This is a genomic window from Undibacterium sp. WLX3042 (assembly GCF_049544825.1).
Lineage (GTDB): Bacteria > Pseudomonadota > Gammaproteobacteria > Burkholderiales > Burkholderiaceae_D > Undibacterium.
Genome location: NZ_CP186698.1, coordinates 3007315 through 3027644 on the forward strand (window position 1 = coordinate 3007315; position 20330 = coordinate 3027644).

Here is a 20330-nt window from a genome sequence, read left to right on the forward strand (position 1 = left end):
AACATCACTGTTCATCTCGCGTTTCAGCAACGAAAATCAGAAAAATTTACTTGGTCACCGCTGCCAGTTTTTGCCAGGTATCAACGACGGAATCCGGATTCAGAGAAATCGACTCTATGCCTTCTTTCATGAGCCATTCAGCGAAATCCGGATGATCGGATGGTCCCTGACCACAAATACCCACATACTTATTCAGCTTACGGCAGGCTGCAATCGCTTTCGACAGCAAAGCACGGACAGCAAGATCGCGTTCATCGAAATCCGCTGCCAGTAACTCAAGACCGGAATCGCGATCCAGACCCAGTGTGAGTTGAGTCAGATCATTCGAACCGACAGAGAAGCCGTCAAAGAATTCAAGGAATTCTTCTGCCAGAATCGCATTGGAAGGGACTTCACACATCATGATCAGACGTAAGCCATTTTCACCACGTTTCAGTCCGTTTTTCGCAAGCAGATTCACGACTTTCTCTGCCTGCCCCAGCGTCCGTACAAATGGCACCATGATTTCGACATTAGTCAGCCCCATATCATTGCGCACACGCTTCATTGCCTGACATTCCATCTCGAATGATTCATGGAAGTCGGAAGCCAGATAACGCGCAGCACCGCGGAAACCTAACATTGGATTTTCTTCATCAGGTTCGTAGCGAGAGCCACCAATCAGCTTTTTGTACTCATTGGATTTGAAGTCGGACAAGCGAACGATGACTTTTTTCGGCCAGAATGCGGCCGCAATGGTTGCAACACCTTCTGCCAGTTTATCGACATAAAACGCTCTTGGCGATGCGTGACCGCGCGCCACAGATTCAACGGCTTTTTTCAAATCAGCGTCAATATTCGGATATTCCAGAATCGCTTTCGGATGGACACCGATATTATTGTTAATGATGAATTCCAGACGAGCCAGACCAACACCATCATTCGGCACCGACTGGAAATCAAACGCCAGCTGCGGGTTACCGACATTGAGCATGATTTTCAACGGCAGTTTAGGCAGATCGCCACGCAATTCTTCCGTTACTTCAGTTTCCAGTAAGCCGTCATAGATCTTACCTTCGTCACCTTCTGCGCAGGATACCGTGACTAATGTACCGTCTTTCAGTACATCGGTCGCGTGACCGCAACCAACCACCGCTGGTACGCCCAGTTCGCGAGCAATAATCGCCGCATGGCATGTACGACCACCACGATTCGTCACAATTGCAGAAGCGCGTTTCATGACCGGTTCCCAGTTAGGATCAGTCATATCCGCAACCAGAACATCGCCCGGCTGTACGCGTTCCATTTCAGAAGGATCATGAATCACGCGCACACGACCCGCGCCGATTTTCTGACCAATCGCACGACCGGACGTCAGTACAGTACCTGTGCCTTTGAGTTTGAAACGCTGCTGCGCATCGCTCGCGTTTTGCTGCGATTTGACTGTCTCAGGGCGTGCCTGCAGGATATACAACTTACCGTCACGACCATCTTTGCCCCATTCGATATCCATAGGACGGCCGTAATGTTTCTCGATAATCACCGCATACTTCGCCAGTTCAACGACTTCGGTATCGTTCAATGAATAACGATTACGCATTTCGACAGGAACATCCACAGTCTTGACCGAGCGACCTGCTTTGGCTTCGCCGGTGAACTCCATTTTGATCAGCTTGGAACCGATATTGCGGCGGATCACCGGCAACTTACCTTGCTCCAACATTGGTTTGTGCACATAGAATTCATCCGGATTCACGGCCCCCTGCACCACGGTCTCACCCAAGCCATAGCTAGAGGTGATGAATACCACATCTTCAAAACCAGATTCGGTATCGATCGTAAACATCACGCCAGAAGCACCAAGATCGGAACGAACCATGCGCTGCACACCTGCCGACAGCGCAACCTCTGCATGTGTGAAACCTTTATGGACACGGTAGGAAATCGCGCGGTCATTGTACAAGGAGGCAAATACATGTTTCATCGCTTCCAGCACATTATCGATACCGACCACATTCAGGAAAGTCTCTTGCTGACCGGCGAAAGAAGCATCCGGCAAATCTTCCGCTGTCGCAGAAGAACGCACAGCGAAAGACATTTCTGCAGTCGAATCAGCAACCAGACGGTTGTAAAATTCTTCTATCTCTTTTTGCAAACGTGGCTGAAAAGGCGTTTCCGTAATCCATTGACGAATCTCTGCACCCGCTTTTGCCAGTTCTTTCACATCATCAATATCGAGATGTTCAAGACGGTCAGCGATACGTTCTCCGAGCGAGCGTCCGCCATCGATTGAATAAGATAAAAAATCACGAAACGCTTGCGCTGTCGTCGCAAAACCACCCGGAACCCGGACACCTGCAGAAGCCAGCTGGCTGATCATTTCGCCTAAAGATGCATTTTTTCCGCCGACGGATTCGACATCCGTCATTCGTAAATGCTCAAACGAAGCAACGTAAGTTGCCTCGGTATTTGCTGCGTTGGACATAACAACCTCTTTTGATGGTAAGAAATCCTTGCTAAGTACTGCTTCGTCGCTGGGCAGATTTTTGTTATTCTTGGGGCTAGCGGCTTTTCATATCCTGTTAACGCATTTTACATTGTGTCTCGCAAAATTGAGCGGTATGGCGAAATAAATTGCCTACTTTTTTGTTCGATCCTTATGTCCAAATTTTACTAAAACTACCAAGATCCCCCCTATGCCTGATTTCTCCAACCCGAATTTACCACCGGCAAACCGCACCGTTTACTTCATTTCCGACGGAACAGGAATTACCGCCGAAGCATTCGGGCATTCTGTTTTAACCCAGTTTGACCTCAAATTTCGTCAGATCCGCCTGCCATTCGTTGACAGTATCGATAAAGCGCATGATGCAGTACGCCGGATCAATGATGCATACACACTGGATGGCAATCGGCCTATCGTATTTTCCACGCTGGTCAAAAAGGAACTTGCCAACATCATATTTAAATCCAAAGGTTTACATATGGATTTAATTCAAACCTTTGTTTCCCCTCTGGAGCAGGAATTAGGGGTGAAATCCACGCATACGATAGGCCGCAGCCATAACATTACAGACTCGGAAGAATACAAGAATCGCATAGAAGCGATTAATTTTTCACTCACCCACGACGATGGTCAATCACACAAAAACCTGGCCGCTGCCGATGTGATACTGGTCGGTGTGTCACGTTCGGGTAAGACGCCGACCAGTTTATATCTGGCGATGCAGTACGGTATCAAGGCTGCAAATTACCCTCTGATACCCGATGACTTTGAACGAGGGAAAATGCCTGGTGCGCTTCCGGAATTCCGTCATAAATTATTCGGACTCAGTATCTCTCCTGAACGACTGTCTGAAATTCGGAATGAGCGCAGGCCAGGAAGTAAATATGCGTCGCTGGAAAATTGCCGCTACGAAGTCAACGAAGCTGAAGCGATGATGAAACGCGAAGGCATACGCTGGCTTTCTTCAACAACCAAGTCTATTGAAGAAATCTCGACGACTATTTTGCAGGAAATTAAAGGGGATAATAAATTGTATTAATGACTCGTGGGATCGCCCCGGTCGTATGTCTGCAATGTCCCGACTGTCAGCCGGGACATTTATATCAGCGGAAAGATTGTTGGCGTACCTGCTCAAAAAAACAGACAGCAGCACTCGCGGCAACGTTTAATGACTCGATGGCGGCTTGCTGTGGAATGGTGACAGTCATGTCTGCCAGAGCCATCAGGCTATCGGAAACACCCTGCCCCTCATGTCCGAACAACCAGATCAGCGGTTGCGCAAGGTCTGCCTGATAAATCGTGGTTTCTGTATGCGAACTCGTGCCAAGAACAGGAATAGCAGTATTTCTCAAAACTGCATTGAGATCGACATTTTCAAAAATATTTAATAAAAAATGTGCCCCCATACCTGCACGCATCACTTTCGGCGACCATGCAAATACAGTGCCGGAACTACAAAAAATATTTTTAATTCCGGCAGCAGCGGCACTCCGTAAAATCGACCCCATATTTCCCGGGTCTTGCAAACCATCAAGCGCAACTGAATTCTCCTGAATGAGCGCTGGCAACACTGGGCTTGGCGTACTAATAATGAACATGATCCCGACCCCATGTTCAACCTGACTGATCGCCTGATATAGATTAGCCGGCAAACTGATGCACTGAATATGCTCTGACTCGCACGCTTCAAGTAATTGATACACTTCGGGGTCGCCTAATGCTGCCTCAGAAACGATACACAACTCAGGCGCGCCAAGATGCTGTTTGTAGGCTTCACACAGATGTACGCCGTCGAGCAAAGTGCGCCCGGCTTTGCGTCTGACCTGAGAACTGGTCGCTAATAATTTCAATTCTTTATACAGAGAATTTTCGCGCGAAGTAATTTGTTTCATTTCAATAAAGCCTTCACAGGCGCATAGGATTTACGGTGAATCGGTGCGACACCATGTTCTCGTAATCGTTCAAGATGTAATGCGGTCGGGTAACCTTTATGCTGATCCAGCGCATACTGTGGGTAAGCCAGATGCAATTGGTACAGAACATGATCGCGCGCCGTCTTTGCAAGTATCGAGGCCGCAGAAATTGCAGCCACCTTATCGTCGCCCTTCACGATCGCCTCGGATCTGACTGACATTACGGGGCAACGGTTACCGTCAATGAGCGCAAGTGTCGGCGTGATGGCCAGACCTTCAACCGCACGGCGCATGGCAAGCATGGTTGCCTGCAAAATATTTAAATCATCAATTTCCTGCACCGAGCATTCGGCGACTGACCACGCCAGCGCATATTTTTTGATTTCTTCAGCGAGCGCATCCCGCCTTGTCTCGCTGAGCTTTTTCGAGTCACGTAAACCTTCAATCGGATGATCGGGATCGAGAATCACTGCAGCCGCCGTAACGGGACCAGCCAACGGCCCTCGCCCTGCTTCATCGACTCCGCATATCAACTCACCGTCATACACAAACAAATCTAAACTTTCTTGCATATCAAGCCTGAAAAAATGCCCCTAAAGCATTCCGGTCTAAAAAGTAATGACAAATCTCTTGTGCCGGATGACCATCTTTTTTACCAATCAATACCGGCACCAACTCATCATACAACGCAAGCAATTCCGCATCGGCATCCACATCAATGACTTCAACAGTAAACGGGGATGCCGCAGGGTATGCCTGCAATTGCTCCAGCATGTCATCACAAAGATGGCAGTAACTCCGTGAATACAATGTGAAAGCGATCATAAATTCAGGACATAAATAAGGTAGCGCATTATAAGTCCAGTACCGTGCAAACCATAAAAACACGGTCTATTTTTATAAAAAAAGCTGCTCGTTTAAGAGAGCAGCTTTTTTTGACTGACCGGTTTTAAGCGGCTGGATTACTTCACTTGTGGCTTAATAGGGATGAACTGCGAGATATTTTCACGACGAACCAGAACAACAGCGGTTTTTTTATTGTCCAGTTTTGCCACCATGCTGGCGAATTGTTTTGCATCTTTCACGTCAACATTGTTCAACGTCAGAATAATATCTCCCTGCATCAGACCAGCCGCGGCCGCAGCGCCCTCCGCCGCTTCGATCACAACGCCACCCGCAGGCAATTCTTTTTTCTGAGCATCACTCAAATCACCAACGGCGAGTCCAAGGAAATTGATTTGCTCTTTCTTCGCTTTTTTATCAGCTTTCTGAGCAACTTTATCCTGCTCCATTTCAGCAACAGTGATTGTCATTTCCCGAATTGCGCCTTTTCTCCAGACTGTCATTGTCGCTTTCGAACCTGGTTTCGTCGAGCCTACAATACGTGGCAGATCAGTGGATTTTTCTATCGATTGTCCATTGAATTTCAAAATCACATCGCCGTCCTGCAATCCTGCTTTTTCAGCGGGTGTCCCAGATTCGATTCTGACCACAAGAGCACCCTGTGCTTTCTGCAAGCCGATGGAATCGGCCACATCTTTAGAAACTTCACCTATCTGCACACCGATGCGGCCACGGGTGACTTTGCCACTGCCTTTCAACTGATCAGCGACGCGCATTGCCTCATCAATCGGAATCGCAAACGAGATCCCCATGTAACCGCCGGAACGGCTGTAAATCTGTGAATTGATACCAACAACCTCGCCGCGCATATTAATCAGCGGACCACCTGAGTTACCGGGATTCACTGCAACGTCGGTCTGGATTAATGGTAGGTAATCGCCAGTGTCCCTAGCCTTTGCCGAAATAATGCCAGCAGTTACTGTATTGTCCAGGTCAAAAGGAGAACCGATGGCAATGACCCATTCACCCGCTTTGATTTTGTCCGAATCACCGATCGTCAGTTTCGGCAACTTCGTTCCTTCAATTTTCAATACGGCGACGTCGGTACGCTTATCGCTGCCAATGACTTTTGCCTTGAATTCACGCTTATCTGTCAATTTAACGTAGACATCGGTAGCACCGTCAATCACATGCGCATTCGTCAGTATGTAACCGTCCTGAGAAATGATAAAGCCGGAGCCAACGCCGCGAGGAACTTCCTCCTCCTGCTGAGGAGCGTGTTTACGTCCTCGTGGTACCGGTGCCTGTTTTGGAATTGGCATACCAAAGAAGCGGCGGAAGAATTCCTGCATCTGCTCATCCTCAATTCCATTCATGCCCTGAGCCTGTTGCAGCTTTTCGGTTGTACGGATATTGACGACTGCAGGTCCGGTCTTTTCGACTAATTCAGTGAAATCAGGTAAACCTGTGACTGCAGGAGCTGCCTGTGCGACAGGCAAAGCATTCACCGCTGCTGGCGCCACAAAACCCACGCAGGCACTGAGCGCTATCGTGGTAATCATTTTTTCTAAGGGAAAAAGTTTTTTCGTTTTCATGGGTCACTCACTTACTTAAGTTATCACTCAGGTTATCACTTAGATTTTTACTTAGACTTAAACTCAATCGAATTCATCACTTTTTGAATCGCTGCCACAGGAACTTCACCAACGACAGTCAGCCAGTACGCTCCCTGCCGCTTTCCCATGATCGTCATTGCACCCTGCTGTAAACTACCTTCAGTACGGTTCTCACTATCAGGCTCGATAAATACGGAAATCGCTGCCAGGCCATCAGAAAATATCATTTGTATGACCTGATGCGAGACGCCTGACTTCCCCCCCGCCGACGCAGGAGGGGCAGGTATCACCCGCTTCATTTCTTTGATTTTCCGGAATCCTGCCGGTAGTGATCTGACGCTCCAGCCGGAATCGATATTGGATTGCACCGTTAAGTTTTCAATATGCCAGCGTGAGATATTTTGAAAACTGGGCTTTAATTTATTTTTATCAATGTCGTTCAGCTTCAACTCTGTAAAAGCAATCTGCTCAATCACTTCATTTTTGGAGTTCACAGTCTGAGCACGCAACAATAATCCGGTCTGCTTTTCGGCACAAAGACGATATCCGTAACGATAAGCATCTTTCGGCTGCAATAAATAAGTCTGACATACCAGTCCTGCAACGCGGTTCAGATCAGCCTTTTTTATGGAGTAGTTCTCAGGTAATGAGTATGCATTCTGAGTCAGCAAGGCAGGGAAAACCTCTTGTGTGACGTTTTTTTCAATCTGAATTATTTTGCTGTCTGGCAGATAACAGGATACCTCGTCACCTTTACGGATATATTCCCGCGGCTTGCCATCCAGGATTTCCAGCTTTTCCAGCTCCCCCTGCTGATCCACATAATGTGTGATCTTGGAGGTTCTGATCTGACTCGCTTGCTGGTAGACAAATGTACCTGAATAATTCAGATTCTGAGCTGAGGCTTGAATTTTCTTTAATACTTCCTGTGCAGCCTTCTGATCCTCTGTCAGCGACGGCGATGCCGCATAACCCGAACGGCCAATGACACACAGACTTAATAGTAAAACTGCACTTCGGAAACGATAAAACAACATAATCCTTACTTCTCCGCTGGGCTGGAAACTGCGTTTGCCCGTGTTACGTACTGTGTGCCCGCACTGATCGCCGGAGAAAACTTCTGATGTGCAATCAGATAACTATCAATTCTCGGGTCACGCAACATTTCTATCTGCGTCCCTTGGGGTTCGTTCACTGATTTCGGGAGATCCGCCGACGGTCCGTTTTTCGCACCATTTTGCGCCTGTGCTGGCAGATCGGCAGTGACTGATGCTGATGCCAGTTGCAGTTTATTTGCTGATACCGGCGCGGCCGCCCCAGACATTTGCACTGTCTGCATCTGCGTCTGATTTAACTGCAGCCACTGCGGCAAAAATACGAAGGCAAACAAAGCGGCGACAGCTGCGGTTGCAACGGACATATACGAACGCAGATACTGCGGTTTATCCGATTCTTTCGCTTCATTCCTGACGTGCATTTTCGGCATCAGAATAACAGGTTCACTGGCAAAACGTGCAGCAAAACGCTGATTAAAATCGGTGCTTAACGGAGTAGCAAGATCATCTGAGCGCAGGACATCACCTATCCGGTGATAAAGTTCCCATGTATCTTTGCTTTCAGTCGAATCCAGATCGGCAAATATTGCATCCAGAGCGGTATTATCTATCTCGCCATCAAGCAATGCTGATATGTTTTCGTTTTTACTGGTTTCAGTCATCATAGTTCTACTTAAGTCACGCCTGTTCAATTCATTTTCTGCTATCAGATCACCAACGCTGATCCAGATTGGTTCCCAAAATCGGCCTCAACCGTTCCGCAATTGCCTCGCGTGCACGGAATATTCTGCTACGCACAGTGCCAATCGGGCACAACATGACATCGGCAATTTCATCGTAACTCAATCCCTCGATCTCTCTTAAGGTAATCGCATTTCTCAATTCTTCCGGCAAAGAAGACATTGCAGCATTCACCGTTTCTGCAATCTGTTTACTTGCCAACAATGATTCCGGCGTATTGATATCTCTTAGTCCGTCAGCATCAACAAAAGTTTCAGCCTCATCGACATCGGCATCGGTTGAGGTCGGTGCCCTGCGCCCCTGCGTAACCAGGTAATTTTTTGCAGTGTTGATACCGATACGGTAAAGCCATGTATAGAAGGCCGAATCGCCTCTGAAATTGGGTAAAGCCCGATAAGCTTTTATAAATGCCTCCTGCACCACATCTTCAGCCTCAGCCTGGTCATAGATGAGACGAGACACGAGCCGCATTAGTTTCCGTTGATATTTGGAAACCAGAAGCTCAAATGCCTTTTTATCTCCACGCTGCACGCGTTCAACCAATATCTGGTCTATCTCGCGCTCTGTCGTCACTCAGTCATCCTGTTTTTTAATTAATCTTATTTTTAGTTTAATCTGTACTGCTGCAACCAGCATAAATATCCGGCAATAAGAGTATCAGCCCTGATTAAAAGTTCCCCACCCGGCTATTATTGTCAGCACTACGCTTAGTCTGATGTCTGATTATCCATATCAGAGCCACCCGCAACCGATGAAAGGCTAATGGGTCAAGAGAATCAGGCAAGACGAGAATGCGGTAAATTCTGCCACTATCAAAAACAAAACTTAATGCCATCACATGCTGCCAAATGATGCAACTCCGGTGTAATTTAACACGTGCAGAGGTATCGCCGAGTCCCATCATGCCAAGTTTAATTTCGCCGGTTTTTGATATATTCAGATCGACAATCGGTATTTTCGAGATCACCATAATCAGCGAAAGACTGCTCATCACTGCAAAACCGATCAGCGCAGATAAAAGGTAGGCAAACGATAATTCTCTGTTTGACAGAAATATATACCAGCCTGTGTTTGCCAGTATCACCATCATGCCAAGCAAATATCTCAGCCATATCGATGGTTTAATGGTTACTCTGAGAGATATCGTCATATAAATAAAAAAGGCACTTCATTTCAAAGAAACAAAGTGCCTTTTTTTAATTTGCTGATGAATTATATTTTTGCGAAAATCAGAGTTCCGTTTGTGCCGCCAAAACCAAACGAATTCTTCATCGCATAATCAATTTTCATGTCCCTTGCTACATTTGCACAGTAGTCGAGGTCACACTCAGGATCCTGATTGAAAATATTAATTGTTGGCGGTGACACCTGATGATGCAGTGCCAATACTGTAAATACAGACTCGATACCACCGGCACCACCGAGCAAGTGCCCGGTCATCGATTTAGTGGAGTTCACCGTCAATTTATAAGCGTGATCTGCAAAAGTCGCCTTAATCGCGTCCGTCTCGTTTTTATCGCCTAACGGAGTTGATGTTCCATGTGCATTCAGATAATCAATCTGATCCGCATTGATACCCGCATTTTTCATCGCGTTAACCATACTGCGACGTGGTCCGTCCATACTAGGTGAGGTAATGTGATAAGCATCACCACTCATGCCGAAACCAACAACCTCAGCATAAATTTTTGCACCGCGCGCCTTTGCATGCTCATATTCTTCCAGCATCATGACACCGGCACCCTCGCCAAGCACAAAGCCATCACGGTCTTTGTCCCACGGACGCGAAGCAGTAGCCGGATCATCGTTTCGGGAAGATAAAGCACGGGCTGACGCAAAGCCCCCCAGACCCAAAGGAGAAATCGTTGACTCTGCACCACCAGCAATCATGGCGTCAGCATCACCATATTCAATCATACGTGCCGCCTGGCCTATGCAATGCAGACCGGTTGTACACGCTGTAACTATCGCCAGATTTGGCCCTTTCAAGCCATATTTGATCGACAAGTTACCTGAAATCATATTGATAATCGATGCCGGCACAAAGAATGGACTGATGCGGCGAGGGCCGCGTTCCATTAAGGTTTCTTTTGTTGTTTCGATCAGCGGCAAACCACCAATACCAGAACCGACGATCACACCGATACGCTCGGCATTCTCTTCGGTAACAACGATTCCGCTGTCCTGAAACGCCTGCATCCCCGCGGCAATGCCGAAATGGATGAAAGTATCCATGTTACGAGCTTCTTTTGCCGGAACATAATCCTCGACATTGAAGTCCTTCACTTCTCCAGCAAAATGCGTGGAAAAGGGAGTTGCATCAAATTTGGTGATCGTAGCGATACCAGATTTGCCGGCTTTTGCAGCATCCCACGCTGTAGCAATCGAATTGCCAATAGGCGAGATACATCCAAGTCCGGTTACAACGACACGACGTTTAAGCGTACGACTCAAGCGCTTCTCCTGGATTTAAAAACGTGGTAACCGAATTACGCCTTAACGTGTGCAGTAGCGTAATCAATCGCTTGTTGCACAGTAGTGATTTTTTCAGCTTGCTCGTCAGGGATTTCCATTTCGAATTCGTCTTCGAGCGCCATTACCAGTTCAACTGTGTCGAGGGAATCAGCACCCAGATCATCAACGAAAGAGGATTCAGTTTTGATGTCAGCTTCAGCGACGCCCAGTTGTTCAGCGACGATTTTCTTAACGCGTTGTTCGATATCGGACATGTGTATCTCCAGTGAAAAAATCAAAAATAAGGGCTTACAGAAAGTGCGCGCATTTTAGCAGGTTTGTACGCAAAAAAAGCAAGCCCGAGGTTTTTAGCAATAACTCCTGCTATTTTCGCAGAAATTAACCTTAACTATCTTCAAATAAATTATGCCAGATACATCCCGCCATTCACATGGATGGTCGTACCGGTGATATAACCTGCATCTGGCGATGCCAAAAAGACGGTTGCGGCGGCAATATCTTCCGGGCGTCCCAGTTTAGCCATCGGAATCTGAGACAGGATTGCTGCTTTTTGTTCATCCGTTAAAGCCTTTGTCATATCGGTATCGATAAAACCCGGCGCAATACAATTGACAGTAATGTTACGGCTGCCGATTTCGCGAGCCAGTGCTCGGCTCATCCCTGCCACACCCGCCTTAGCTGCCGCGTAATTCATTTGCCCGGGATTGCCGGACGAGCCGACTACCGAGGTGATATTAATGATGCGGCCATGTTTTGCCTTCATCATGCCGCGCAATACTGCACGGGACAAACGTGCCACGGAATTCAGATTCGTAGTGATAACATTATCCCAATCTTCTTCCTTCATGCGCATCGCTAACTGATCCTGAGTAATACCGGCATTATTCACGAGGATCGACAGACTGCCATATTCCTTTTGAATTTCATCAACCAGCGACGTACAGCGCTCAACATCATTCACATTGAACGCAACGCCCTTTCCCGCACCAGGAGCAACATCGGCAAGATAAGCAGAAATCGCCTCGGCGCCGGACTCTGTCGTTGCGGTGCCGACCACCTTCGCTCCGGCACGCGCCAATGCAATAGCAATCGCCTTACCAATGCCACGCGACGCACCGGTCACCAGGGCAACTTGATTTTCTAATTGTTGTGTCATTTTAAAGATTCCAATACTTTTTCCAGTGTTACGTGATCGTACACTGCATCACCAATCAGTTCGGCATTAATACGCTTGGTCAGACCAGCCAGCACCTTACCGGGACCGCATTCTATGACATTACGGATACCACTTGCATGAATTGCCTGAATTGTTTCCACCCAACGAACAGGGCTGGCGGCCTGGCGAACCAGAGCATCTTTAATCAGCGCGGGATCTGTCACGATCGCCACATCAACGTTGTTAATGACAGGAATTGCTGGCGCTGAAAAGGTGATTCCAGCCATATATTCACGCAGCTTGTCCGATGCCGGTTTCAGTAACGATGAGTGAAATGGTGCTGAGACTGGCAATGCCAGCGCGCGCTTGGCACCTTTTGCCTTTGCAATTTCACAGGCGCGCTCAACAGCAGCCTTGCTACCAGCAATCACCACCTGCGCCGGTGCATTAAAATTAACCGCTTCGACAGTTTCACCCAGAGCCGCCTCATTACAGACGGCAATCACATCCTCGTCGCTCAGACCAAGAATTGCCGCCATGCCACCCTGACCAACAGGCACCGCATCCTGCATCGCCTGTGCACGGAAACGTACCAGAGGCACTGCATCTTTAAATGCAATTACCCCAGCTGCCACTAATGCCGAATATTCGCCAAGGCTATGGCCCGCAACTAATTTAGGTACAGCACCGCCAGCAGCGATCCAGGCGCGGTAGCAGGCAACCGCAGCAGTCAACATTACCGGCTGTGTATTGGTCGTTAAATCGAGCGCTTCTTTCGGGCCTTCGGAAATCAGTTTTCCCAGATCAGACTGCAAGGCGTCAGATGCTTCAGCGATCGTTTGCTGGACTACAGGATTGTCAGCAAAGCCATTCAGCATACCGATCGCTTGTGAACCCTGTCCGGGAAATACAAATGCAAATTGGGTCATATGATCTATGTCTCTCTTTGGTTATGTTGATTACTACATCTGAACAATAGCGGCACCCCAGGTAAAGCCGCCACCAACACCTTCTAATAATACTTTGTGGCCAGGTCTGACCCTGCCGTCACGCACCGCCAGATCCAGCGCCAGAGGAATGGATGCTGCCGAAGTATTGCCGTGCTGATCCACCGTCACCACCAATTTTTCCAGAGGCAAATGCATTTTCTTTGCTGTGCTGTGCATGATGCGCAGATTGGCCTGATGCGGAATCATCCAGTCGATATCGGCTGCCGCCAGCCCGGCCTGCGCCAGAGCTTCATTTGCCACTTTTTCTAAAACAGATACTGCCAGTTTAAAAACAGCCTGACCATCCATCTGCAAATACGCACTGCCGGCAATCGCACCATCCTGCACTGTGCCAGGGACAGATAAAATATCAGCATATCCGCCATCCGCATGCAGCTTGGTCGCCAATACACCGGGCGTCTCTGAGGCGCTCATCACCACAGCTCCTGCGCCATCACCAAACAACACGCAAGTAGTACGGTCGTCAAAATTCAGAATCCGGGAAAACACTTCAGCACCGATGACCAGTACATTTTTATGTGTACCGGATTTAATCATACTGTCAGCAACAGACATTCCGTACATAAAACCGCTGCAGACAGCTTGTATATCCATCGCCGGTGCACCATTGGTCAGCCCCAGTTTATTCTGGACCACACAGGCTGTACTGGGAAATCCGCCGATAAAATCGGGAGTCGAGGTCGCCAGAATAATCAGGTCGATGTCGTTAGGCGACAACTTCGCCGCTTCCAGCGCCTTTTCCGCAGCCTTCACGCCCAGATCACTGGATTTCACGCCGTCTTCAGCGTAATGACGGAAAGAGATACCGCTACGGGAAACAATCCATTCATCAGAAGTTTCTATTCCCTTTTTGGCCAGCTGGTCAGCCAACTCCTGGTTACTGACCTTTCTTGACGGCAGATAGCTGCCGGTACCTATGATTTTGCTGAAAATTGTCATGCGATTATTTTGCCATCAGGTCATTATTATCTTCGGACGAAGCCAGGTCTGCCACTGGCATAAGTTTCGCCATCGAAGTAGAAATACGAGTCAGGACATCATTTTTTGCCGCATCAAATGCGCGCTGTATCGCCCACTCGTAGCTATATTTATCTGCACTGCCGTGGCTTTTAAAAACCAGGCCGCGCAGACCAAGTAAACATCCGCCATTGTAGTTGGACGGATTCATCGTCTTTGAAATTGACTTTAAAGCCCCCCGCGCAATCAAGGCTCCCAGCATATTCAATGGATTGCTCTTGAAAGAGTCAGTCAATGTCGTCTTCACGAAACGCCCAAGTCCCTCCGCGGCTTTCAAGGTCACATTTCCGACGAAACCGTCGCACACCACGATGTCGGTAGTGCCTTTGAATATGTCATTCCCCTCAACGTTGCCATAAAAATTCAGCAGGCCACGCTCGTGATCTGCACGCAGCAACTGCGCCGTTTTTTTTACGACATCATTCCCTTTAATATCTTCTTCACCGACATTCAGCAGACCAATACTCGGCCTTTCTTTGCCTTCCAGCGCTGATACCAGCGCCGACCCCATAATCGCGAACTGATGCAGGTGCAAAGGTTCGCAATCAACGTTAGCACCGAGATCCAGCATATAAGTCGGCAGGTTTTTCTGATTCGGCAACATGCCACTGATCGCCGGGCGATCGACGCTCTGCATGGTTTTCAGGACATAACGCGACACCGCCATCAAAGCGCCGGTATTACCGGCCGAAACACAGGCTTGCGCATACCCTTCTTTAACCTGGGTAACCGCAACACGCATAGAAGAATCTTTTTTACGGCGCAGTGCGATCTCAATGGGGTCATCCATCTCCACCACTTCAGTAGCGTGGATTACTTTGATGCGTGGATGATGTTCAGCGTGATGTTTTTTCAACTCTGCATGGATTACGGATTCAAGCCCGACCAGCAGAAATTCAACATCAGGTTCTCGATGTGCAAAAGCAACCGCCGCCGCGACTGTAACTGACGGGCCGTGATCGCCACCCATACAGTCTATGGAAATTTTTATTGTCATGTAGTGTTACTAAACTTCGATCCGAAACGACTAGTGTACCAAACGGAGAGATATTTTCTGCCAATTCCATTTCCACTCAGAAATAAAAAAGGAAAAAACAGAGAAAATCAGCCGGAATCCGGAATCGTGTTTATAAAATCAGGGCGCAGACAGATCTGAACGCCGGAATTGAGGAAAAACAGGCATAAAAAAAGCGGCGCCAAGTACAAGACTCGTCACGCCGCTTCCTTTAACAAGAACAGAGATTACTCGTCGTTCTTAGTTTTCAATACTTTACGACCACGGTAAAAGCCGTTAGGGCTGATGTGGTGACGCAGATGGGTCTCACCTGTTGTTGGCTCGATACCTAACTGTGGTGCAGTCAGAAAATCGTGGGAACGGTGCATGCCACGCTTGGATGGGGACTTTTTGTTTTGCTGAACTGCCATGATAACTCCTAATACTTCAAAAAATGTTTCTAAAAATTGACACACCTGGCTAAAGAATGCGCACATAGTAATGCGAACATCGCCAACCAAGAATCCCTAACAATACTTCGACCTGAGTGTTTTTTCAGAATAATGCCACTAGGTACGCCCATTAATTTTCTTCAGCACGGCAAAAGGCGATTCTTTTTTGCCGACTTCCGCTTCCATCGCTGCAGTAGTATTTGCTGAAGCCATCGATACATCCGGGCATACTGCATGTTTGGGCGATTGGGGTATTGCCAGCAGCGCTTCGTCCTCTATCAAATCATTGACATCAAACGTTTTGCTGCCTACTACAACATCGACCTCGTCATCATCAAGCAATGCGTCAATTTCATCAGCATTTTCTTCGTTTTTGGCGAGTATCAATACAGATTCAGAGTCAATTTCATATGCAAATGGCGTCAGACAGCGCTGGCACATCAGATTCACGCTACCAGTTACACTCAACACCAGCCGTGGATGACCCAGTGCGTCTTTACCACCAGACAAGGACCAGTTCAACACACCATCGGTGTTTGTACATTCGTCTGAAAGCCGGGGTAAATCTGCGACCAGAATGCTTCCCGAACGTTGCTCTTCGAGCCGACAATACGCGAAAGCGTCAATCACAAAAGCTTGCATAGGATTATTTGAACCCAGAAAACCTGCGATAATAACAGCACTCTGCCTTGTTAGTCAAAGGCTTACAGGCATTTTTATATCAAAACGACTGACACCGGCGATTAATATTGCAGAATACCGCTGAATTTCCTGAATATACCCAGGCCCCGGCCTGACTCACGACCCTAATCTCAAGCTGCCCCGATGAACCCACGCCTGATTCTTGCTTCCAGCTCGGCCTATCGCCGCGAATTATTATCACGGCTTCAACTCCCCTTCGATACCATGGTGCCGGATATTGATGAAACCGCGCTCCATAGCGAAACACCGGACGCCACCGCCCTACGGCTGGCGCAACAAAAAGCGGAAGCCATCGCCGGACAGTTAGCATCATCTGCTTCAAATTCCGCAGAAAATGCACTCATTATCGGTTCCGACCAGGTTGCAACACTGAATGGCATCCACATCGGCAAACCCGGCGATCATGCCAGCGCATTAAAGCAATTGCAACTCATGCGCGGCAAAGAAGTCGTTTTTCATACCGCATTATGCCTGCTCGACACCCGCTCCGGCGCGCAGCCCGCCGTGCAATTGCGCGACGTGCAAACCATCGTCCGCTTCCGCGATTTGCCGGATGCCGAACTCGATGCCTATCTGCGCATAGAGCAGCCCTACGATTGCGCGGGTAGCGCGAAAAACGAAGCGCTAGGCATCAGCATCATAGCGTCGATACAAAGCGACGACCCGACCGCATTAACCGGATTACCATTGATTGCACTGACCGACATGCTTCGCAACGCTGGCGTTCAGTTTTATCGCTAATGAATCGCTGACCACTCAGAAAAATGTTCAGTTTTTAGCAAAATTGGGGGAGTATCTGCCTTTTTCGCCTTATCGTCAGCGTAAATCAATGGCTTAAAAATATACTCCCCCCAGTATTTATAAGCACAAATATGACGTCAGTAAGCATATTTCAGTAAAGTACGACGACGGCAGAACACTACAAACAAGAACCATATCGTCGCTGCGACAGTTTTGTGTCGGCATAAAAAATCATATCAATTTATTTTAGCTTTATTTCTTAGCTCTATTAAAAGACTTCCCCATGACAGGCACACTATTCCTCATTCCTAACACGCTGGGCTACAACGAAGGTCAGCAAGACGGCTTGCTGGCGAAAATCATTCCCGATACCGTGCAAGCGATGTCTGCACAACTCAGCTATTTCGTTGCAGAGAACGCCAAAACCACCCGCGCCTATCTGAAATTTCTCGGTCAGCATCACCCCTTAAAGCTGGCGATGCAGGATATTCAGATCAGCGAACTCAACGTCAATACCCCGGCGCAGGCGCTCGAAGGCTTGCTGCAACCCTTATTGCAGGGCCATGATGTCGGTCTGATTTCTGAGGCTGGCGTTCCCGCTGTTGCCGATCCCGGCGCGAATCTGGTCAGGCTGGCGCACCAGCGCAACATCACGGTCAGGCCGCTGGTCGGGCCGTCATCCCTGCTGCTAGCCCTGATGGGCAGCGGCTTGAATGGTCAGAGCTTCGCCTTTCACGGCTACCTGCCCACCGATGCCGCATTACGCGCAAAACGCATCAAAGAGCTGGAAGACCGCTCGCGCAAAGAAAAGCAAACGCAATTACTGATAGAAACGCCGTATCGCAACGCCGCCATGCTGGAAGCCCTGGCAAACCAGTGTCAGGTACAGAGCCTGATTTGCGTCGCCACCGATCTGACATTGCCAACCGAATCGATACAGACGCGTAGCGCAGCAGAATGGAAAAAGCGCATCGTCGCTGGTCAGAGCCCGGATTTCCATAAAAAACCGACGGTATTTCTGTTCCTTGCCAGTTAATTGCGAACGACCGGTCTATTTTTTGAATTTACGCTAAGATAAGACTTTCTCAAGGAGACGCCCATGTTGAATTTCGATTTCTACAATCCGACTCACATCCTGTTCGGCAAAGGCCGCATCGCCGACATCCATCAAGCCATTCCGGCAGATGCCAAAGTAATGCTGCTGTACGGTGGCGGCAGCATCAAGCAAAACGGCGTTTTTGACCAGGTCATCGCCGCGCTCGGCGACCGCAGCGTCACCGAATTTGCTGGCATAGAACCTAACCCAAGTTATGAAACGCTGATGAAAGCGGTCGATGTTATCAAGCAAGGCAACATCGATTTCCTGCTGGCGGTCGGCGGCGGCTCGGTCATTGACGGCACTAAATTCATCGCGGCCGCAGCGCTGTTTGAAGGCGGAGATCCGTGGGCGATTATGGAAAAACATGGTCGCAACGTGACGAAAGCCCTGCCCTTCGGCAGCATCCTGACCTTGCCAGCAACAGGCTCAGAAATGAATGATGGCGGCGTCGTCACCCGTCAATCGATCAAAGCCAAACTCGCGTTCAGCAGCCGCCATTGCTTCCCTAAATTCTCGGTTCTCGACCCGACCACTACCTACACCCTGCCACCGCGCCAGATCGGCAACGGTGCAGTTGATGCGTTCGTGCATGTGATGGAACAGTATCTGACCTATCCGGTCAATTCACCGGTACAAGATCGTTTCGCCGAAGGCCTGCTCAAAACTCTGATCGAAGAAGGCCCTAAAGCCCTCGCCAATCCAGAAGATTACGACGTGCGTGCGAATCTGATGTGGTGTGCCACGATGGCCTTGAATGGCCTGATTTCTACCGGCGTGCCGCAAGACTGGGCGACCCACATGATAGGCCACGAACTGACTGCCCTGCATGGCATCGATCACGCCCAGACACTCGCCATCGTCTTGCCTAGCATGCTGCGCGTACGTAAAGAAGCCAAACGTGCGAAGTTGCTGCAATTTGCTGAATGCGTCTGGGATATCCGCGAAGGCAGCGAAGACAGCCGCATCGACAGCGCGATCAGCCGCATGCAGGATTACTTTGAGCAAATGGGCGTCAAAACCCGTCTCAGCGATTACCAGCTCGGCGCAGACGATATCTCCCCCATCATCGCCGCACTGGAATCCCACCGTATGTTGACCATGGGCGAAAAACGCGACGTCACGCTGGATGTCAGCCGTAAGGTGCTGGAATTGAGTTTGTAAGCAACTCAAAAAAAGGGCGACTTTCGAAGTCGCCCTTTTGGGTCTCAGGTTACGCGTCGCGTCTCTGTTACTAAATGAGTAAAGATGAGTCTGGCAGCATCTAAACATAACCCGCTAGCAATTTGTTTCAAGCTTTCGGTATTTTTCTATCCTCGTCATAGCCTAATAGGCCTAATAGCCTTCCCGTCGCTTGCGACAACTTTTTATCAACATTCTCGACATCTGACAGAAAGTCACGAAAATTTTTTACTGAAAACTCTTCCAGTGCGTGCGAAGGATTTTTAGGGTGAGCTTTCGTCTTCGATCGTAAAACCGGAATAATATCGGTACTGTCTTTAGGCTGACTGAGAACAAACCAGTGAGAATGAACAAATTTATTTCTATCGCTCTCAATATCTCCAATTCGTTTAATTTCTGAATTGGCATGTTCCATTTCAAGCTCAAGTGCCACCTTTGTCTTTTGCAATTCACAACACTTTTTATACTCTGGTCTTGAGGGGAGATAACTTATCTGCATCTCCAGCAATCGCCGTTTGGTACGAAAAGGGGCTTCAGCAATCGCTATTCTCAGAAGCTCGACCACTTCACCGCGGGGTTTTGAACTGGCGGCGGCCAATTGAAGAAGCCTATGTTCAATTGTTTGTTCCAACCCTTGAAAAGTCCGAATAGATCTACCGAGAAGCAAATCAAACTCATCAATCAATTCAGATTGATGACCGTGTTTACGAGCACCTTCGTCAGCATTAGAAGTCATAAATGTTTGTTTTAGATTCAGCAAAAATAAATTTCAACGCGAAACAGTAAAAATTACCCACACACATTGAATCCCGCACTAAATTTCGCTAATGAACACACTCTAAACCCATAAAC

22 protein-coding genes are annotated in these 20330 nt (G+C 48.4%); 4 read left to right on the forward strand and 18 right to left on the reverse strand.

Annotation, left to right across the window (positions count from 1 at the left end):
* Positions 1-46: 46 nt before the first annotated feature.
* Positions 47-2464 carry a phosphoenolpyruvate synthase gene (gene ppsA / locus ACPAOP_RS13550; protein ID WP_423708374.1) on the reverse strand — a complete coding sequence of 806 codons (2418 nt, stop codon included), beginning with the start codon at positions 2462-2464 and terminating at the stop codon, positions 47-49.
* Between the two features lie 211 nt (positions 2465-2675).
* Between ppsA and ppsR the strand changes: the two genes are divergently transcribed.
* Positions 2676-3524 carry a posphoenolpyruvate synthetase regulatory kinase/phosphorylase PpsR gene (gene ppsR, locus ACPAOP_RS13555; RefSeq protein WP_423708375.1) on the forward strand — a complete coding sequence of 283 codons (849 nt, stop codon included), beginning with the start codon at positions 2676-2678 and terminating at the stop codon, positions 3522-3524.
* Positions 3525-3588: 64 nt separating this feature from the next.
* On the opposite strand, the gene ACPAOP_RS13560 is transcribed toward ppsR, so the two are convergent.
* The 16 genes from ACPAOP_RS13560 to ACPAOP_RS13635 all read right to left on the reverse strand — a co-directional run bounded on the left by ACPAOP_RS13560 (position 3589) and on the right by ACPAOP_RS13635 (position 16399).
* Positions 3589-4377 (reverse strand): TrmH family RNA methyltransferase, encoded by a 789-nt coding sequence (locus ACPAOP_RS13560; protein WP_423708376.1) that lies wholly within the window; start codon positions 4375-4377, stop codon positions 3589-3591.
* Positions 4374-4970 (reverse strand): ribonuclease HII, encoded by a 597-nt coding sequence (gene rnhB, locus ACPAOP_RS13565; RefSeq protein ID WP_423708377.1) that lies wholly within the window; start codon positions 4968-4970, stop codon positions 4374-4376. Before rnhB ends, ACPAOP_RS13560 begins: the two co-directional genes overlap by 4 nt.
* Position 4971: 1 nt before the next feature.
* A complete protein-coding gene (locus ACPAOP_RS13570) occupies positions 4972-5223 on the reverse strand; it encodes a glutaredoxin family protein (protein ID WP_423681853.1) in 252 nt (83 codons plus the stop codon).
* 137 nt (positions 5224-5360) lie between these two features.
* On the reverse strand, positions 5361-6836 hold the full coding sequence (locus ACPAOP_RS13575) for a DegQ family serine endoprotease (RefSeq protein WP_423681851.1): 1476 nt from the start codon (positions 6834-6836) through the stop codon (positions 5361-5363).
* Positions 6837-6883: 47 nt separating this feature from the next.
* Complete coding sequence (locus ACPAOP_RS13580; protein WP_423708378.1) at positions 6884-7894, reverse strand: MucB/RseB C-terminal domain-containing protein; 1011 nt, start codon at positions 7892-7894, stop codon at positions 6884-6886.
* 5 nt (positions 7895-7899) lie between these two features.
* Positions 7900-8577: a sigma-E factor negative regulatory protein gene (locus ACPAOP_RS13585; RefSeq protein ID WP_423708379.1), complete on the reverse strand. Its 678-nt coding sequence runs from the start codon at positions 8575-8577 to the stop codon at positions 7900-7902.
* 46 nt (positions 8578-8623) lie between these two features.
* Positions 8624-9226 carry an RNA polymerase sigma factor RpoE gene (gene rpoE, locus ACPAOP_RS13590; protein ID WP_186885374.1) on the reverse strand — a complete coding sequence of 201 codons (603 nt, stop codon included), beginning with the start codon at positions 9224-9226 and terminating at the stop codon, positions 8624-8626.
* 94 nt (positions 9227-9320) lie between these two features.
* Positions 9321-9803: a hypothetical protein gene (locus tag ACPAOP_RS13595; protein ID WP_423708380.1), complete on the reverse strand. Its 483-nt coding sequence runs from the start codon at positions 9801-9803 to the stop codon at positions 9321-9323.
* Positions 9804-9865: 62 nt separating this feature from the next.
* Positions 9866-11107, reverse strand: a complete 1242-nt coding sequence (gene fabF, locus ACPAOP_RS13600) for a beta-ketoacyl-ACP synthase II (RefSeq protein ID WP_423681847.1) — start codon at positions 11105-11107, stop codon at positions 9866-9868.
* 35 nt (positions 11108-11142) lie between these two features.
* Entirely contained in the window at positions 11143-11382 is a 240-nt protein-coding gene (gene acpP, locus ACPAOP_RS13605) for an acyl carrier protein (RefSeq protein ID WP_055936274.1), read from the reverse strand.
* 149 nt (positions 11383-11531) lie between these two features.
* Positions 11532-12284 carry a 3-oxoacyl-ACP reductase FabG gene (gene fabG / locus ACPAOP_RS13610; protein ID WP_423708381.1) on the reverse strand — a complete coding sequence of 251 codons (753 nt, stop codon included), beginning with the start codon at positions 12282-12284 and terminating at the stop codon, positions 11532-11534.
* The gene (gene fabD / locus ACPAOP_RS13615; protein WP_423708382.1) at positions 12281-13213 is read right to left on the reverse strand and encodes an ACP S-malonyltransferase; all 933 of its coding nucleotides are present in this window, start codon (positions 13211-13213) and stop codon (positions 12281-12283) included. The genes fabG and fabD overlap by 4 nt, the downstream gene beginning before the upstream one ends.
* Positions 13214-13246: 33 nt before the next feature.
* Positions 13247-14233, reverse strand: coding sequence for a beta-ketoacyl-ACP synthase III (locus ACPAOP_RS13620; RefSeq protein ID WP_423681844.1), 987 nt, complete (start codon positions 14231-14233; stop codon positions 13247-13249).
* Between the two features lie 4 nt (positions 14234-14237).
* A complete protein-coding gene (gene plsX / locus ACPAOP_RS13625) occupies positions 14238-15308 on the reverse strand; it encodes a phosphate acyltransferase PlsX (protein ID WP_423708383.1) in 1071 nt (356 codons plus the stop codon).
* Positions 15309-15553: 245 nt separating this feature from the next.
* Complete coding sequence (gene rpmF / locus ACPAOP_RS13630) at positions 15554-15736, reverse strand: 50S ribosomal protein L32 (RefSeq protein WP_162018712.1); 183 nt, start codon at positions 15734-15736, stop codon at positions 15554-15556.
* Between the two features lie 138 nt (positions 15737-15874).
* Positions 15875-16399 carry a YceD family protein gene (locus ACPAOP_RS13635; RefSeq protein WP_423681842.1) on the reverse strand — a complete coding sequence of 175 codons (525 nt, stop codon included), beginning with the start codon at positions 16397-16399 and terminating at the stop codon, positions 15875-15877.
* Between the two features lie 183 nt (positions 16400-16582).
* Here ACPAOP_RS13635 and ACPAOP_RS13640 point away from each other — a divergent pair, with 183 nt between their 5' ends.
* The 3 genes from ACPAOP_RS13640 (at position 16583) to ACPAOP_RS13650 (ending at position 19460) form a co-directional block, all read left to right on the forward strand.
* Positions 16583-17200, forward strand: coding sequence for a Maf family nucleotide pyrophosphatase (locus tag ACPAOP_RS13640; RefSeq protein ID WP_423708384.1), 618 nt, complete (start codon positions 16583-16585; stop codon positions 17198-17200).
* Between the two features lie 283 nt (positions 17201-17483).
* Positions 17484-18236, forward strand: coding sequence for an SAM-dependent methyltransferase (locus tag ACPAOP_RS13645; protein ID WP_423708385.1), 753 nt, complete (start codon positions 17484-17486; stop codon positions 18234-18236).
* Between the two features lie 63 nt (positions 18237-18299).
* A complete protein-coding gene (locus ACPAOP_RS13650) occupies positions 18300-19460 on the forward strand; it encodes an iron-containing alcohol dehydrogenase (RefSeq protein WP_423708386.1) in 1161 nt (386 codons plus the stop codon).
* 127 nt (positions 19461-19587) lie between these two features.
* Here ACPAOP_RS13650 and ACPAOP_RS13655 read toward each other — a convergent pair whose 3' ends face one another.
* Positions 19588-20214, reverse strand: a complete 627-nt coding sequence (locus ACPAOP_RS13655; protein WP_423708387.1) for a hypothetical protein — start codon at positions 20212-20214, stop codon at positions 19588-19590.
* Positions 20215-20330: the final 116 nt, after the last annotated feature.